Annotated in this window: 14 protein-coding genes and 1 pseudogene; 10 read left to right on the top strand and 5 right to left on the bottom strand. The window is 69.9% G+C overall.

Features of this window, described 5'->3' with window-relative positions; all coding sequences use genetic code 11:
* Positions 1-41 precede the first annotated feature (41 nt).
* Entirely contained in the window at positions 42-758 is a 717-nt protein-coding gene (locus ABZX96_RS12810; protein WP_355542347.1) for a DUF6082 family protein, read from the bottom strand.
* Between the two features lie 201 nt (positions 759-959).
* Here ABZX96_RS12810 and ABZX96_RS12805 point away from each other — a divergent pair, with 201 nt between their 5' ends.
* Positions 960-2,183 carry a cytochrome P450 gene (locus tag ABZX96_RS12805; RefSeq protein WP_355542345.1) on the top strand — a complete coding sequence of 408 codons (1,224 nt, stop codon included), beginning with the start codon at positions 960-962 and terminating at the stop codon, positions 2,181-2,183.
* A gap of 305 nt (positions 2,184-2,488) precedes the next feature.
* Here the strand turns inward: ABZX96_RS12805 and ABZX96_RS12800 are convergent, their stop codons facing one another.
* Both ABZX96_RS12800 and ABZX96_RS12795 read right to left on the bottom strand, forming a co-directional pair.
* Positions 2,489-4,129 carry an ABC transporter permease gene (locus ABZX96_RS12800; protein ID WP_355542342.1) on the bottom strand — a complete coding sequence of 547 codons (1,641 nt, stop codon included), beginning with the start codon at positions 4,127-4,129 and terminating at the stop codon, positions 2,489-2,491.
* Entirely contained in the window at positions 4,126-5,196 is a 1,071-nt protein-coding gene (locus ABZX96_RS12795; protein WP_355542339.1) for an ABC transporter ATP-binding protein, read from the bottom strand. Before ABZX96_RS12795 ends, ABZX96_RS12800 begins: the two co-directional genes overlap by 4 nt.
* Before the next feature lie 91 nt (positions 5,197-5,287).
* Between ABZX96_RS12795 and ABZX96_RS12790 the strand changes: the two are divergent.
* Positions 5,288-5,770: pseudogene (locus ABZX96_RS12790) on the top strand (MarR family transcriptional regulator); the annotation flags it as partial.
* 383 nt (positions 5,771-6,153) lie between these two features.
* Here the strand turns inward: ABZX96_RS12790 and ABZX96_RS12785 are convergent.
* A complete protein-coding gene (locus ABZX96_RS12785) occupies positions 6,154-7,368 on the bottom strand; it encodes a diacylglycerol kinase family protein (protein WP_355542336.1) in 1,215 nt (404 codons plus the stop codon).
* A gap of 164 nt (positions 7,369-7,532) precedes the next feature.
* On the opposite strand from ABZX96_RS12785, the gene ABZX96_RS12780 reads away from it, so the two are divergent.
* The 3 genes from ABZX96_RS12780 (at position 7,533) to ABZX96_RS12770 (ending at position 10,095) form a co-directional block, all read left to right on the top strand.
* Positions 7,533-8,819: an adenylosuccinate synthase gene (locus ABZX96_RS12780; protein WP_355542333.1), complete on the top strand. Its 1,287-nt coding sequence runs from the start codon at positions 7,533-7,535 to the stop codon at positions 8,817-8,819.
* A gap of 191 nt (positions 8,820-9,010) precedes the next feature.
* Positions 9,011-9,184: a hypothetical protein gene (locus tag ABZX96_RS12775; protein ID WP_355542330.1), complete on the top strand. Its 174-nt coding sequence runs from the start codon at positions 9,011-9,013 to the stop codon at positions 9,182-9,184.
* A 272-nt stretch (positions 9,185-9,456) separates the two neighbouring features.
* On the top strand, positions 9,457-10,095 hold the full coding sequence (locus ABZX96_RS12770; RefSeq protein ID WP_355542327.1) for a hypothetical protein: 639 nt from the start codon (positions 9,457-9,459) through the stop codon (positions 10,093-10,095).
* Positions 10,096-10,181: 86 nt separating this feature from the next.
* On the opposite strand, the gene ABZX96_RS12765 is transcribed toward ABZX96_RS12770, so the two are convergent.
* A complete protein-coding gene (locus ABZX96_RS12765; protein ID WP_355542324.1) occupies positions 10,182-11,429 on the bottom strand; it encodes a HAMP domain-containing sensor histidine kinase in 1,248 nt (415 codons plus the stop codon).
* A 377-nt stretch (positions 11,430-11,806) separates the two neighbouring features.
* On the opposite strand from ABZX96_RS12765, the gene ABZX96_RS12760 reads away from it, so the two are divergent.
* The 5 genes from ABZX96_RS12760 (at position 11,807) to ABZX96_RS12740 (ending at position 14,046) form a co-directional block, all read left to right on the top strand.
* Entirely contained in the window at positions 11,807-11,989 is a 183-nt protein-coding gene (locus tag ABZX96_RS12760; protein WP_355542321.1) for a hypothetical protein, read from the top strand.
* A gap of 149 nt (positions 11,990-12,138) precedes the next feature.
* On the top strand, positions 12,139-12,990 hold the full coding sequence (locus ABZX96_RS12755; RefSeq protein WP_355542318.1) for a Scr1 family TA system antitoxin-like transcriptional regulator: 852 nt from the start codon (positions 12,139-12,141) through the stop codon (positions 12,988-12,990).
* Positions 12,987-13,199, top strand: coding sequence for a DUF397 domain-containing protein (locus ABZX96_RS12750; RefSeq protein ID WP_355542315.1), 213 nt, complete (start codon positions 12,987-12,989; stop codon positions 13,197-13,199). The genes ABZX96_RS12755 and ABZX96_RS12750 overlap by 4 nt, the downstream gene beginning before the upstream one ends.
* Before the next feature lie 248 nt (positions 13,200-13,447).
* Positions 13,448-13,786: a hypothetical protein gene (locus ABZX96_RS12745; RefSeq protein WP_355542312.1), complete on the top strand. Its 339-nt coding sequence runs from the start codon at positions 13,448-13,450 to the stop codon at positions 13,784-13,786.
* Entirely contained in the window at positions 13,783-14,046 is a 264-nt protein-coding gene (locus ABZX96_RS12740; RefSeq protein ID WP_355542309.1) for a hypothetical protein, read from the top strand. Before ABZX96_RS12745 ends, ABZX96_RS12740 begins: the two co-directional genes overlap by 4 nt.
* Positions 14,047-14,140: the final 94 nt, after the last annotated feature.

Here is a 14,140-nt window from a genome sequence, read left to right as displayed (position 1 = left end):
CGCGAACGAGCCGGACCCGAAAAGGTCACGGCTCGTTGGCACTATCGGGTGACGACGACGGAACCGGCTTGCGCGTCCGCCTGTATGAGTGCTTCGTCGACGAGGTCCGCGAAGCGTCGCTCGTGCGACGCGGGGTCGAGATCGTCCCGCATCGTTCGCGCCGATTCCCAGTAGCCGCGGAATATCGGCGTGGCGGTGATGTAGCGCAGGTGCCCGAGGATTTCCCGGTCGTTCATCATTTCCAGCCGGTGGACCAGCAGCAGGTGCGAGTAGATGAGATTCGCGTAGAGATATTGCCGGTTGGTCCTGAACGGCATGCCGGGTGCGTAGTCGGGCCACACCGCGGCCAAATCGGGATCCTCGATGCTCATTTTGAGCAACTGCATGTGGAGTCGCCGGAGATCGGCTTCCGCGCTGCGGTGCAGCTCACCGGCCGATCGCCGCATTTCCTCCCGTTGAAGAGACAATTCGACGCGCTGCAGGCGCATTTCCTCACGTGCCAGCGACAGTTCTTCCCGCTGCAGCGAGGTCTCGGTGCGTTGCAGGCTGAGCGTCTTCGCCATGTAGAACAGCACCAGCACCGCGCTGGAGGACGCTGCCGCGCCGTACGCCTGACCGGCGTTTCCGCTGCCTGCCGACCTCAGGCCCGGTACCAGAGTCAGGACCAGGCTCACCAATGTGCAACCGGCTCCGGCCATGAGGACGTAGCCGATGGTTCGAATAACGCGTTCCGCCCTGCGTGGTTCCCTGATATTCACGAGAGATACCTCCGCCCGCCCCAAGGGCGCAATTACGCGGCGTGGGGCCCCTCAGCGCCGCCATCGCCGCTCGCGGTGGTTGTGCCCACTCCCCCTCGCATACAACCACACTCATTTCGCGTCCGGATCGGACCGCCGGCCGTCACGACCATGGAATGCCGCACTCACGCGCCCCTGGTCGCCGGAGTACTCTCCCAGAGCATGAGTGCTGACGACGCCGCTGTGGATGCCTTCACTCCGTGGAAGCAATCGTTCGTCGCGAATCCATACCCGGCGTACGCCCGCTTACGGAAAAGCGGCCGTGCGCACTACTACGCCCCCACCAGGCAGTGGCTCATCCCTCGGTACGAGGACGTCACCGCCCTGCTCCGGGACCGTCGGCTGGGCCGTACCTACCTGCACCGCTTCACCCACGAGGAGTTCGGCCGCACGCCGCCCCCCGCCGCCCATGAGCCGTTCCACCTCCTGAACGACAACGGGATGCTGGAGCTGGAGCCGCCCGACCACCCCCGCGTCCGCCGACTGGTCGCGAAGGCGTTCACGCCCCAGACGGTGGCCCGGCTGGCGCCGTCGGTCGAGCGGCTGGCCGACGGCCTCGTCCGGCGTTTCGTCGCCTCCGGCGGCGGCGACCTCGTCACGGCGGTGGCCGAACCGCTCCCGGTCGCGGTGATCGCCGAACTGCTCGGCATCCCACCGGACGACCGGGCACTCCTGCGCCCCTGGTCGGCGGACATCTGCGGGATGTACGAGCTGAACGCGACCGAGGAGGCGGCCAGGCGCGCCGTCCGCGCGTCCGTCGAGTTCTCGGCGTACTTACGGGAGTTGATCGCGCGGCGGCGTACGAGCCCCGGTGAGGACCTGATCAGCGCCCTGATCGCGGCCCATGACGAGGACGGTCGACTCAGTGAACAGGAGATGATCTCCACCTGTGTCCTGCTCCTGAACGCGGGCCACGAGGCCACGGTCCTGACCACCGGCAACGGCTGGTGGGCCCTGTTCCAGCACCCGCCCCAACTGGCCGCGCTGCGCGCCGATCCGTCGCTGCTCCCCACCACCGTCGAGGAGTTGATGCGGTTCACCGCCCCGCACCAGCTCTTCGCCCGCTGGGTCCTGGACGACATCGAGATCGACGGGACGGCCATCCCGCGCGGCTCGGAGGTCGCCCTCCTCTTCGGCTCCGCCAACCGGGACGAGTCCCGCTTCGCCCACGCCGACACCCTGGACCTTGCCCGCGCCGACAATCCCCACGTCGCCCTCGGCGCCGGCATCCACTACTGCCTGGGCGCCCCGCTGGCCCGCCTCGAACTGTCCGCCGTCTTCGGCGCCTTGCTCCGGCATGCCCCCGGCCTGCGGCTGGTCCGCGAACCGCGGTGGAGGCCGAGCTTCGTCCTGCGAGGGGTGGCGGAGTTGGTGGTGGAGGTGTGAGCCGGTGGCCTTTCGGGGGTGGGGGAGCTGTGGGTGCGGTGTGGCCGCGGGGACTCCCCACAGCCGTGATCATTACGCTGAGGGGCGGGGCGTACGGGGCCACGAGCGTGGGGCCGCCCGGTGCGCGGCTATGTGCACCCTGCCACACGTCAGTTGAGGCTCTACCCACACAACTGTCCACACCCTGTGGATAAGTTCGACGCTCTGGGGATGAACGGCCTCGCGGTGCACGGGCGTCGCGTCCCGCGGTGGGCGTGGAACTCCACTCGCGACGCGCGTACGCCTCGCCTCACGACCGCCGCGCATCACCCCATGTCCCGCCGCCGCAACCCCGCCAGCCCCACACCGACGAAGAGGGCCGCGAGGGCCAGCAGCCACAGGAACGGCGTGGCGTGCGCCTCCTGCCCCGGCAGCTTGGGGAGGTGGGAGAACGGCGAGAGGTCCATGGCCGCCTGCGGCAGCTTCAGCGCGGGGCCCATCCAGCCGATGGCCAGCGAGACGCCCACGGCGGCCCAGGCGGCGGGCGTCGCCCGCGGCAGCACGCCGAACAGCAGGACCGCGAAGCCGGTCAGCACCCATATCGCCGCCACCTGCGCCAGCGCGGCGCCGACCACCGGCCCGAGCTGCCCGGCCACGTCCTCCACCGCGATGCCGTACCCGATGCCCAGCGCCGTACCGCCCACGGCCATCACGGCGGCCGTGCCCAGGAAGGCGAGCACCAGGTGGCTCGCCGCCCAGCGCAGCCGTCCGACCGCCGTGGCGAGCACCGGCTCCGCCCGGTCACCGGTCTCCTCGCCGCGCAGCCGCAGCACCGAGCCCGTGGCGTAGACGGCGGCGACCATGCCCAGCAGGCCGATCATCGTGGCCAGGAAGGCTTCGGACAGGCCCTGCTGTCCGCCCATGCGCTCGATGATCTCGCGGGTCCGGCGATTGCCGCCGACCAGGTCGGCCGCGCCGTCGGCTATCCCGCCGAACACGGCACCGGCGAAGGCGAAGCCGAGCACCCAGCCCAGCACCGTGGCGCGCTGCAGCCGCCAGGCCAGGCCGAAGACGCCGCCGAGCCAGCCGGACGCGCGGGCCGGACCGGGCCGGGCCGGTATGAAGCTCATGCCCAGGTCCCGGCGGGCGGTGAGGGTGTAGGCGGCCCCGACCGCGAGCGCCGTGCCCGCGAGGAGCAGCCCGGCCGCCCACCAGCGCTCGCCCGCGTAGGGGCGTATGTGCTCGGCCCAGCCGAGCGGGGATATCCAGGTGAGCGGGGAGGACCCGTCCTGACCGGCCGCGTCGCCCGCGGCGCGCAGCACGAACGCCAGGCCCAGCACCGCGCCCGTCAGCCCCTTCGCGGCCCGGGCGCTCTCGGTGAGCTGGGCGGCGATCGCCGCCACGCCCGCGAACAGCAGACCGGTGCCACCGATGCCCAGGCCCAGCGCCAACGAGCCGGGCAGCGGGCGGCCGGCGGCCGTCAGGCCCGCCGTGATGATCAGGGCGAGCCCGGCGTTGGCCGTCAGCGCGGCCAGCAGCCCGGCCGTGAGCGGGGCGCGCCGCCCGACCATGGCGGCCGACAGCAGCTCCTGCCGTCCGGCCTCCTCTTCCTCGCGGGTGTGCCGTACGACGATGAGCAGGCTCATCACGCCCGCCAGCACCGCCGCGAACCCGCCCACCCGCCAGGCGACCAGCCCGCCCAGGGAGTCGCTGAACACCGGCCCGTACAGCGCGCGCAGCGAGCCGTTGCCGGCCATGGAGTGCGCCAGCTCGGCGCGCTTGGCGTCGGTGTCGTACAGGGCTTGCAGCGAGGACCCCACGCTCACCAGCGAGAAGCCCATGACCAGCACCCACGCCGGAATCATGAGGCGATCCCGGCGCAGCGCCAGGCGCAGCAGCGAAGCCGTGCCGGCCAGGTGGGCGGCACCGCCCCGAACGGTGGCGGGGTGCGTGGCGACGGCGGTCATCGCGGCCTCACCCCTTCCGAGGCGCGGTCGCCCCGGCCCGGGCCCCGGCCTGAGCCGGACGCCCGGCTGGCCATGTCGCCGGACCGAGCCGTATCGCCGCCCCCGGACGCACCCCCGTAGCGCCCGTCCCGCGCGTCACCGTCGCGGGTGTCGTCCCGGACGCCGTCCCGGAGGCCGTCCCGGACATCGTCCTGGTAATGCCGCAGGAACAGCTCCTCCAGCGTCGGCGGCGTGCTGGTCAGCGAGCGGACGCCGGAGGTGGTGAGCGAGCGGAGCACCGCGTCGAGCTTGTCGGTGTCCACCTGGAGGCGGACCCGGCGCCCTTGCACGTCCAGGTCGTGCACGCCCGGCAGGCGGGACAGCCCGTTGGGCGCGGCGGCCAGCTCGGCGGTCACGCTCGTACGCGTCAGGTGGCGCAGGTCGGCGAGGGAGCCGGACTCGACGGTGCGGCCCTTGCGGATGATGCTGACGCGGTCGCACAGCGCCTCGACCTCCGACAGGACGTGGCTGGAGAGCAGGACGGTGCGCCCGCGTTCCCGCTCCTCGGCGACGCACGTCTGGAAGACCTCCTCCATCAGCGGGTCCAGGCCCGAGGTGGGCTCGTCCAGGATCAGCAGGTCCACGTCGGAGGCGAAGGCGGCGACCAGGGCGACCTTTTGGCGGTTGCCCTTGGAGTAGGTGCGGCCCTTCTTGGTGGGGTCCAGCTCGAAGCGTTCGAGCAGGGTGTCCCGGCGGTGGCGGTCCAGGCCGCCGCGCAGGCGGCCGAACAGGTCGATGACCTCGCCGCCGGAGAGGTTGCGCCACAGGGTGACGTCACCGGGCACGTAGGCGATGCGGCGGTGCAGCGACACCGCGTCGCGCCAGGGGTCCTTCCCCATGAGCTGGGCCGCGCCGCGATCGGCGCGCAGCAGGCCCAGCAGAACCCGGATCGTCGTGGACTTCCCGGCCCCGTTGGGGCCGAGGAAGCCGTGTACCTCCCCGGCCTCGACAGCCAGGTCGAGGCCGTCCAGCGCGTGTGTCCGGCCGAAGGACTTGTGGAGACCGGACACGGAGATGGCCTTGGTCATGTTTTTGAAGCTACACTGTTTTCACAATCTTGTGAAGTTAAGAAAGCGATAAAATCTGGGCGGGCACTGGAGCAGGGGAGATGATGACGTCATGAGCGAGCAGGCACAGGGACAGCAGGGCACCGAGGAGGTCTCGCGGTTCGTCGAGCAGTTCGCCGCGCAACTGGCCGAGGCCGGGATGCCGCGGATGCCCTCACGCGTCTTCGCCGCCCTGCTCGCGTCGGACTCCGGCGTCCTCACCTCGGCCGACCTCGGCGAACGGCTCCGGATCAGCCCGGCGGCCGTCTCCGGCGCGATCAGCTACCTCACGCGCGTCAACATGGTCATCCGCGAGCGCGAGCCCGGCTCCCGGCGCGACCGCTACCGCGTGCGCAGCGACCAGTGGCACGAGTCGCTGACGCAGCGGGACAGCATCATGGCCCGCTGGGAGGCCACCCTCCGCGAGGGCATCGCCATACTCGGCGACGACACCCCGGCCGGCCGCCGGGTCGGCGAGACGCTCGCGTACTTCGAGTTCCTGGAAAACGAGCTGGCCGGAATGATGGACCGCTGGCGCGCCCACCGCGACGAACTCCGCGCGCGATACGCCTCGGGGCACGGGGCGGAGCGGCCGGATCAGCGGCCATCGGACGAGCCGACGCCGGACGCGGCCGACCCGGGTACGTCGCCCGCCCCCGCGCTGAACGGCGGAACGCCGGAACGCGACCGGGGGGCATACGGAGGCGATGACGCCCGCGAAGGCGACGAGGCCCACGGAGGCGACGACGCCCACGGACGCGACGAAGCCCACGGACGTGTCGGGCCGACCAACCGCCGCGAGGACCCCGCCCGCGCGTAAGACGCCCGTGCGTAAGGCCACACGGGAGCCCGCCCGCGCGTAAGGCCACACGCGGACCCGTCCGCGACCCGCCCGCGCGTAAGCCCAACACGGAAACCACCCGCCCGTAAGACGCCCCCTCACCTCCGCGGCAGCGTCAACCGCCACGCCCCCGGCTGCACCGTCCACGTACGCGTCCGGACCGGCCCGCCGACCACCACATCCGCCCGGTAGCGGAAGTCCGACCCCGACACCGTCACCGCCCGCGCCCGGGTGCGCACCGGATGCGCCGCCGGCGCCTGCCAGTGCACCACCACCTCGGCGTACCCACCGCTGGTCGCGGCATCGGCCGGAGTCCGCGCATCAAGATCCCCCGCGTCCTCCGTCCGGCCCTGCCCCTCACCCGACCGCCCGTCCCCGCTCGACCGCCCGTCCCCACCCGACCGCCCGTCTCCGCCCAGCCGTCCGCTCCCGCCCGACCGTCCGCTCCCATCCGGCCCCCGCCCCGCCGCCCCGGCGCGCGGCGACGCGCCCCCGCGCGGCCCGCCCGTCACGTCTTCGGTCACCGCCGCCCCCGGCCCGCCCGTCACCTCCCCGGCCACCGCCGCCCCCGGCCCCGCCTGCGGCGAACGGGCGGCCGGCACCACCGACACCCGCCGCACGGGCTGGTCCAGGTCGGCCAGGACCACGCCGTCCGCCTCCACGCGCAGCCGGTGGACGGGCGTCCGCTCGCGCCGCGCCCGGCAGGCGGCGGCCCCCGGGGAGGACCGGACCAGCCGCAGCACGTCACCGAGCCGGGCGGTGGCCGACGCCGCCAGCCGCGCCAGCGGCGAGCGGTCCGTACGAGCGGTCCGAGGGGGACGGGCGTCCGCCACCCACCACGGCCGGTCGCCGGCCGCCCCGGGCGCCGCCTCGGACGGCAGCAGCAGCCCGCCCAGCACGATGCCGTCCCGGTCGTCCAGCAGCAGGTCCATCCGGTGCTCGGTGCCGTCCAGGACCGTCCGCGCGGCGGAGACCGCGTCCGTCGGGACGCCCAGCGCCCGCGCCAGCGCGACCGCCCCCGGCGCGCCCACCGGGACCACCGACAGCGCCACCTGGGACAGCTCCCGTTCCCTGTGCAGCAGCTCGACGGCCCGCAGCAGCGCCCGGTCGTCCCCGATCACCACGGGGCGGCGATGGCCGCGGCGGGCGAGCGCCCGCGCGAACTCCTCCGGCGTGTCCGGAAGGCAGATCTTCGTGCTCGCGCCCGCGGACAGCACGTCCCGCGCGATCCGCACGGACTCGCCGTCCGTGGTGCGGGCGACCGGGTCGATGACCACCAGCAGTGAGCGCCCGGCGGGCTCTGGAGCCGACACCTCGGTCCTTCCTCAGGTAATCTCTCGGTGCAAGAGCCCCTGTCGCTGTTGCGCCAGGGGCTTCGTCTATCCGGGGCACCGGTTCGACGGCTCTAGCGATGTCGTACGTACGGAGTACGCATCACGCACGTTGGACATGCCCCGCCCGGAAGGGGTGTACGCCTGTGCCCGCACTTGTGCTGCTCGGTGCTCAGTGGGGTGATGAGGGCAAGGGAAAGGCCACCGACCTGCTCGGTGGGTCCGTCGATTACGTAGTGCGTTACCAGGGCGGCAACAACGCCGGTCACACGGTTGTCGTAGGCGACCAGAAATACGCGCTGCACCTTCTCCCTTCCGGCATCCTCTCGCCAGGGTGCACCCCGGTGATCGGCAACGGCGTCGTCGTGGACCCGGCGGTCCTGCTCTCCGAGCTGAGCGGACTGAACGACCGCGGCGTTGACACGTCCAAGCTGCTGATCAGCGGTAACGCGCACCTGATCACGCCCTACAACATCACCGTCGACAAGGTCACCGAGCGCTTCCTCGGCAAGCGCAAGATCGGTACGACCGGCCGCGGCATCGGCCCGACCTACGCCGACAAGATCAACCGGACCGGTATCCGGGTCCAGGACCTCTTCGACGAGTCGATCCTGCACCAGAAGGTCGAGGCGGCCCTCGACTTCAAGAACCAGATCCTGGCCAAGCTCTACAACCGCCGCGTGATCGTCGCGGACCAGGTCGTGGAGGAGATGCTCGGCTACGCGGACCAGATCAAGGACTACGTCGCCGACACCACCCTGATCCTCAACAACGCCATCGACGAGGGCAAGGTCGTCCTCTTCGAGGGCGGCCAGGGCACCCTCCTGGACGTGGACCACGGCACGTACCCGTTCGTCACCTCCTCGAACCCGACCGCGGGCGGCGCCTGCACGGGCGCGGGCGTGGGCCCGACGAAGATCAACCGGGTCATCGGCATCCTGAAGGCGTACACCACCCGCGTGGGCGCCGGTCCGTTCCCGACCGAGCTGTTCGACAAGGACGGCGAGGCGCTGCGCACCATCGGCGGCGAGCGCGGTGTGACCACCGGCCGCGACCGCCGCTGCGGCTGGTTCGACGCGGTGATCGCCCGTTACGCCACGCGCGTCAACGGCCTCACCGACTTCTTCCTGACCAAGCTCGACGTGCTCACCGGCTGGGAGCAGATCCCCGTCTGCGTCGCGTACGAGATCGACGGCAAGCGCGTCGAGGAGCTGCCCTACAGCCAGACCGACTTCCACCACGCGAAGCCGATCTACGAGACGCTGCCGGGCTGGTCCGAGGACATCACCAAGGCCAAGACCTTCTCCGACCTGCCGAAGAACGCGCAGAACTACGTGAAGGCCCTGGAGGAGATGTCGGGCGCCCCGATCTCCGCCATCGGCGTGGGCCCCGGCCGCGACGAGACGATCGAGATCAACTCGTTCCTGAGCTGACCCGCTGAGGCACGTACGACGGCGGCCGCCCCGGTACAGGGGGCGGCCGCCGTCGTGTGTCCGGGGCGTGGGGTGGGCGGCCATAGCTTGATCAGGAAGGTGAACAGGGAGCGCCCGCCGTGGGCGCTGCCCTTGTCGTCAACTGCCGCAAAACACACGTGACTCCCGATAACCCCTGTCATAGTTCAGTCATGGAGAAGGTCGCAACCGTAACGGCAGCAGCCATCGCCACAACCGCACTCATCGTCGGCGCCACCACCCCGGCGCAGGCGGAGCCTGGCTGGAACAAAAGAGTTAAGTGCCAGCAGACGGACCCGGCCGGCCGGAAGATTCCCACGCGCTTCGGCAACACCGTGCTCGGCTGAAACCATTTCTCCGGTCGTCACAACATCAAGACGTGCAAGGCCGTCAACAGCGCCATCTCCGATAAAGTCGACAAGAAGAAAGGAAATCGGCTGGAGTACTGGGCTGACGCCATCAACAACGGTCGCCACGTCAGAATCATTGTCATCGTCCAGTACTCTCAGAAGAGCGCTGACAACGAGTACGACGCGGGACACGGGCAAAAAATAGGCGTCATCACCGCCTACTGCCAACGCAAGACCAAGTGCCCCGACTGGATCAATCAGTGACACCCATGGACGAAGAGATCGCCGAGCAGCAGGCGGACATCACCCGCCTGCTGCTCCACCACATTCACGCCCCCCTCGCCGGTGACCAGCACATCCGGGGCGTTCTCCCGGTGTCGCCGGCCGCCGGAGCCATTCGTATTGTCACCGGTCCCGTGGGCGCCTGCGCCCCGGAGGAACTGATCGCTTACGAGATCCCCCTGCGCGGCGACAGCGACCTGCTGACGGCATACGACATCACCGGAATCCTGCGCACTCTGCTTACGGGCACACACTTCTACCCGAGCAGCCGCATCGGAACGGTGATGGGCATGAAGCTTGTCCATGTCGAACTCGCGGATGTGGCCCCGACCGCCTCGACAGCAGAGGATAAAGCGCTGCAAATTCTGCGCACCATTGCCTACCCCTTCGTCCCGGAAAGGCCCAGCACGCGGTTGCGCGGATTCCTGTTCACCGGCGAAGACCGGCTGCGTCTCTACCTCGATACGGACGACGCGCCGGACACCACTGCCGCAGACGTGCGGACGTCCGGTGCCGTCACCGCGTTGCTCGCGGCGCTGCCCTCTCTGATCACGGAGGACGAGCGCAAGGCGGAGGACGCTTCCGATCCGCACTGCTCCCGCACGGTGGATCTCACCGACTGGTAACAGCGCCACGATGGTTGATCGTGCCTGCCAGGGTGCCGACGCCGCACCCGGGCCGTACGGCGCACCTCCGGTGCCCTCCCCGGGCCTTACAGGGGCAGGACGACCCGCATGTGCAGGCCGCCGCCCTCGCGGGGCTCGGCGGTGATGGTGCCGTCGTGGGCGCGGACCACCGAGCGGACGATGGACAGGCCCAGGCCCACCCCCTTGTCGCTGCCGGTCCGCTCGGTGCGCAGCCGGCGGAACGGCTCGAAGAGGTTCTCCACCTCGTAGGCGGGGACGACGGGGCCGGTGTTGGAGACCACCAGCACCGCGCACCCGGCGCCCGGCTCGGTGGTGACCTCCACCCAGCCGCCCTCCGCGACGTTGTAGCGCACCGCGTTCTGGACGAGGTTGAGGGCTATGCGCTCCAGCAGCACCCCGTTGCCCTGGACGAAGACCTGCTTGCGGGCGCCGCGCAGCTCCACGCCCTTGGCCTGGGCCTCCCCCCGGGTCTGCTCCACCGCCTGGGAGGCCACCTCGGCCAGGTCCACCGGCTTCTTGTCCACGATCTTGTTCTCGCTGCGCGCCAGCAGCAACAGCCCCTCCACGAGCTGCTCGCTGCGCTCGTTGGTGGCCAGCAGCGTCTTGCCCAGCTGGGTCACCTCCGGCGACGCGCCGGGGTCGGCGAGCTGCACCTCCAGCAGCGTGCGGTTGATGGCCAGGGGGGTGCGCAGCTCGTGCGAGGCGTTGGCCACGAACCGCTGCTGGGAGTCGAAGGCCCGGTCCAGCCGGTCCAGCATCTCGTCGAAGGTGTCCGCCAGCTCCTTGAGCTCGTCGTCCGGACCGCCCAGCTCGATACGGCGGTGCAGGTCCGAGCCCGCCACCCGCTGCGCGGTCCGCGTGATCCGCCCCAGCGGCGAGAGCACCCGCCCCGCCATCGCGTACCCGAACGCGAACGCCACCACCGTCAGCCCCACCAACGCCAGCAGCGAACGATTCAGCAGGCTGTGCAGGGCCACGCCGCGCTGCCGCGCGATGCAGTCGTTGATGGCGTTGTTGACCTCGCGCACGGTGCCGGACGAGGACAGCGCCGGGCAGTTGACGCCGCTGATGCTGATCTCGTTGCCGTAGACGCTGAACGACGGGATGCCGTCCTTCAGGGCCTTGGTGGCCAGCGTGTAGATGATCGCGAGCAGCAGCACGCCGGCCATCAGGAACATGCCGCCGTACAGCAGCGTGAGCCGTATCCGGATGGTCGGCCGCAGCCCGAAAAGGGGCCGGAATGGCGGCTCGGGCTCCCAGGCGGGCTTCGGAGGGACCGGCTTCGGCGTGCGGGCGAGGGAGGGGGTGACCATCGCCCGTCAGCCCAGATGTCCGGGGACCGGCATACCGGCTAAGGCCGGAATTATGGAGGTACGCATCGCTGGTCCCCTCTCACGCACCTTGCAGCGGAATGAAGGTGTACGGGCTCATCCTGCGCAAACCTGCCGTAAACCGGCGGTAAATAAGGGCGTCGGGACGAGGAAGCCTGCCGCGCGGTAGCGTCAGTGGCATGCCGCAAGAGGTGTTCCCCGGTGGCGACGTCCCTGCCCTGCGCGCATTGGCTGAGGACTGGTCCCGTCGGCACGGTGAGCCCGGCCCCAGGAACATCCGGGCCGTGGCGACCACGCGGGATGCCGTCGTCAAAGCCCTGCAGGGGCCCGAAGCGGGGTCGTCGGCAGAGTCCGTTTAGGTGGTGACGATGGAAGGTGACTTCACCCTGACGGACAACGATGGGCGCCCCTTCCGTTTCGGTGTGTGGGTCGCACTTTTCGTTGAGCGTCCGGGCCTGCGGATCGCTGGCGTGAATCTACGGCCGGTCGGCCACGTCCCGGAGGTTGAATTCGGCGAGCTCGGTCCGTCGCGGGTGGTGTGAGGCGAAGGGAAACGGTGCACTCGTCACCGCGTGCGCCGATCTGGACCCAACCGCTCACGCGTGCGTGTTCGCGTGGTTACGCTGTGCGCCATGACGACCTTCTGCCCGGCGGGTCCCTCCGTTCGGGGTATGGCTGTTGGGGGAGGCTGATGGCGGCGAGGAAGCCTTCGACGGAGCGACAGCGACGGCTGGGAGCCGAGCTTCGGAAAATGCGCGAGCATGTCGGGCTGTCCATCAATGAGGCGGCAGCGATGCATCGGACCGACCGGACCACGGTCAGCAACACCGAGTCGGCCAGGTCGGGTGTGAGCGCGGATCGGGTTCGCGTGTGGTCGGCGAATTACTCATGTCCTGACGGCGCGTACATCGACGCGCTCGCGGAGATGGCCAGGCAGCGTGGTCCGTACTGGTGGGACGAGTACCGAGGCATCGTCGTCGCTGACGCTCTCGATCTCGCGGAAGTGGAGCATTACGGGCACGCGTTCAGGTCTGTGCAGATCACGCACGTCCCGGGGCTCCTCCAGCACGAGGACTACGCGCGGGCCGTCTTCGAGGAGGCGGTTCCTGCCCTGAGCGCCCGGGACTTGGACCAGCGACTTGCCTACCGCATGCGGCGCCGGGAGGTTCTTGACCGTGAGAAGCCTCCAGAGTGCGTCTTCTTGATCCACGAGGCGGCGCTGCGGATGCAGTTCGGCGGCCGGGCTGTGGCGAAAGCCCAGCTCCAACACCTTCTGGATCAGTCCGAGCGTGAGCACATAACTATCCGGGTCGTGCCGTTCGCCATCGGTGGGTTCCCAAGCGCTGGAAGCTCGACCCTCTACGTGTCAGGGCCGGTGCCGCAGCTCGATACCGTTCAGACGGACACACCGGTAGGTTCGGTTTTCCTCCATGCGGAGACGCATCTTGCCAACTACCGGACTGTTCTGGACCGTACCGAGGAACGATCTCTTGCTCCCGGGCCCTCGCGGGACTTCATCCGTGAAGTGGCGCACCAAGTATGAAGGCGTGGAAGAACGTGCACATTCAGTGGCGCAAGTCCTCGTACTCGACGGATGCCGACGGCACCAACTGCCTCGAAATCGCCGCGTACCACAGTGGCATCGCATTGCGGGAGAGTGAGGAGCCGGAGGTGGTTATCGCGATGACTCAGGAACAGATGCGTGGGTTCCTGGCGAACATTTATGCGGGAGGAATCGACGGCTCGATTTAGAACGCCTCGCTTCGTGCGGTGGCCCTCTCCTTGACAGGGAGCGGGCCATTTTTTACGTTCCTGATCGCTGGCATATGCCAATATCTAGCGGCGTCAAATCACATGTTGTTTAGCGAGCCATGCGGGGCTACGTTGGCCGCGAGCCTTTTAACTCTGTGCAGCCAAGACAGAGTTGAATCGGAAAAAGTGCGCCCCGGCGGTGCTACGAACACCCCGGGGCATGGCCAACGCTTAGCTGGAGCGTCAACATGAGCCACGTTATCGGGTTCGTCCTCAAACGAACACTCACCCGCATCCTCACCCTGCTCGGCCTCAAGTGGTGCCGTCTCACGCATCCGTCCGCCCGTATGGAACGACGGATCACCAAGCCGTCCGCCCCGCAACTCCGCACCGGCGCTCGCCGCCCCGACCCCTTCGGCCCCCCGACCATCGACCCACCCACCCCCCTCGTCCGCCCCTACCTCCTGGCCCACGAACAACAAGCCCGCCGACGAGCCCTCGCCCTCGCGCTCGACGGGATCGACATCGGCCCGTGGGTGATCCACGGGCACACCATCGGGATGCCCGCGGCGGGGGTGGCCGCATGATGGACGCACCGCGCGGCCTGCGGATCAGCCGCACCCCGAACGTGCCTGTTCTGCGGCAGGCGGACGGCAGCCTCGCCATCCGGCTGTGGCTGCGGAACGAGGGCCGGTACGACGCCGATGTGGATCTGCGGCTGAGCCCGGCCGAGGCGGAGGTACTGCATGCGCAGCTCTGCTTCGCGCTCGACGACGAGCCCGTGACGACGGCCGCCACCGACACGCCGGAGTGCCGCAAGCCCGTCCACGGGCCGAAGCTGAACTGATCGACGCGCGCGGATACGCGGGGTGGCACGGGATGTCGTGCCACCCCGCGTACGTCTGTTTCCGGCCACGCGACCGCACTTGGCGGACTTTCCT

The organism is Streptomyces sp. NPDC003077, from assembly GCF_040611095.1.
Lineage (GTDB): Bacteria > Actinomycetota > Actinomycetes > Streptomycetales > Streptomycetaceae > Streptomyces.
Note: the sequence above shows the minus strand (reverse complement) of the source record. Positions and strands in the feature narration are given on the sequence as shown.

Bases quoted from the DNA above. Each gene is read 5' to 3' on its own strand.
- ABZX96_RS12800 (WP_355542342.1), bottom strand. From the start codon at position 4,129: ATGACCGCCGTCGCCACGCACCCCGCCACCGTTCGGGGCGGTGCCGCC.
- ABZX96_RS12765 (WP_355542324.1), bottom strand. From the start codon at position 11,429: ATGGTCACCCCCTCCCTCGCCCGCACGCCGAAGCCGGTCCCTCCGAAG.
- ABZX96_RS12755 (WP_355542318.1), top strand. From the start codon at position 12,139: ATGGCGGCGAGGAAGCCTTCGACGGAGCGACAGCGACGGCTGGGAGCC.
- ABZX96_RS12775 (WP_355542330.1), top strand. From the start codon at position 9,011: ATGGAGAAGGTCGCAACCGTAACGGCAGCAGCCATCGCCACAACCGCA.
- ABZX96_RS12795 (WP_355542339.1), bottom strand. From the start codon at position 5,196: ATGACCAAGGCCATCTCCGTGTCCGGTCTCCACAAGTCCTTCGGCCGG.
- ABZX96_RS12805 (WP_355542345.1), top strand. From the start codon at position 960: ATGAGTGCTGACGACGCCGCTGTGGATGCCTTCACTCCGTGGAAGCAA.
- ABZX96_RS12745 (WP_355542312.1), top strand. From the start codon at position 13,448: ATGAGCCACGTTATCGGGTTCGTCCTCAAACGAACACTCACCCGCATC.
- ABZX96_RS12770 (WP_355542327.1), top strand. From the start codon at position 9,457: ATGGACGAAGAGATCGCCGAGCAGCAGGCGGACATCACCCGCCTGCTG.
- ABZX96_RS12750 (WP_355542315.1), top strand. From the start codon at position 12,987: ATGAAGGCGTGGAAGAACGTGCACATTCAGTGGCGCAAGTCCTCGTAC.
- ABZX96_RS12740 (WP_355542309.1), top strand. From the start codon at position 13,783: ATGATGGACGCACCGCGCGGCCTGCGGATCAGCCGCACCCCGAACGTG.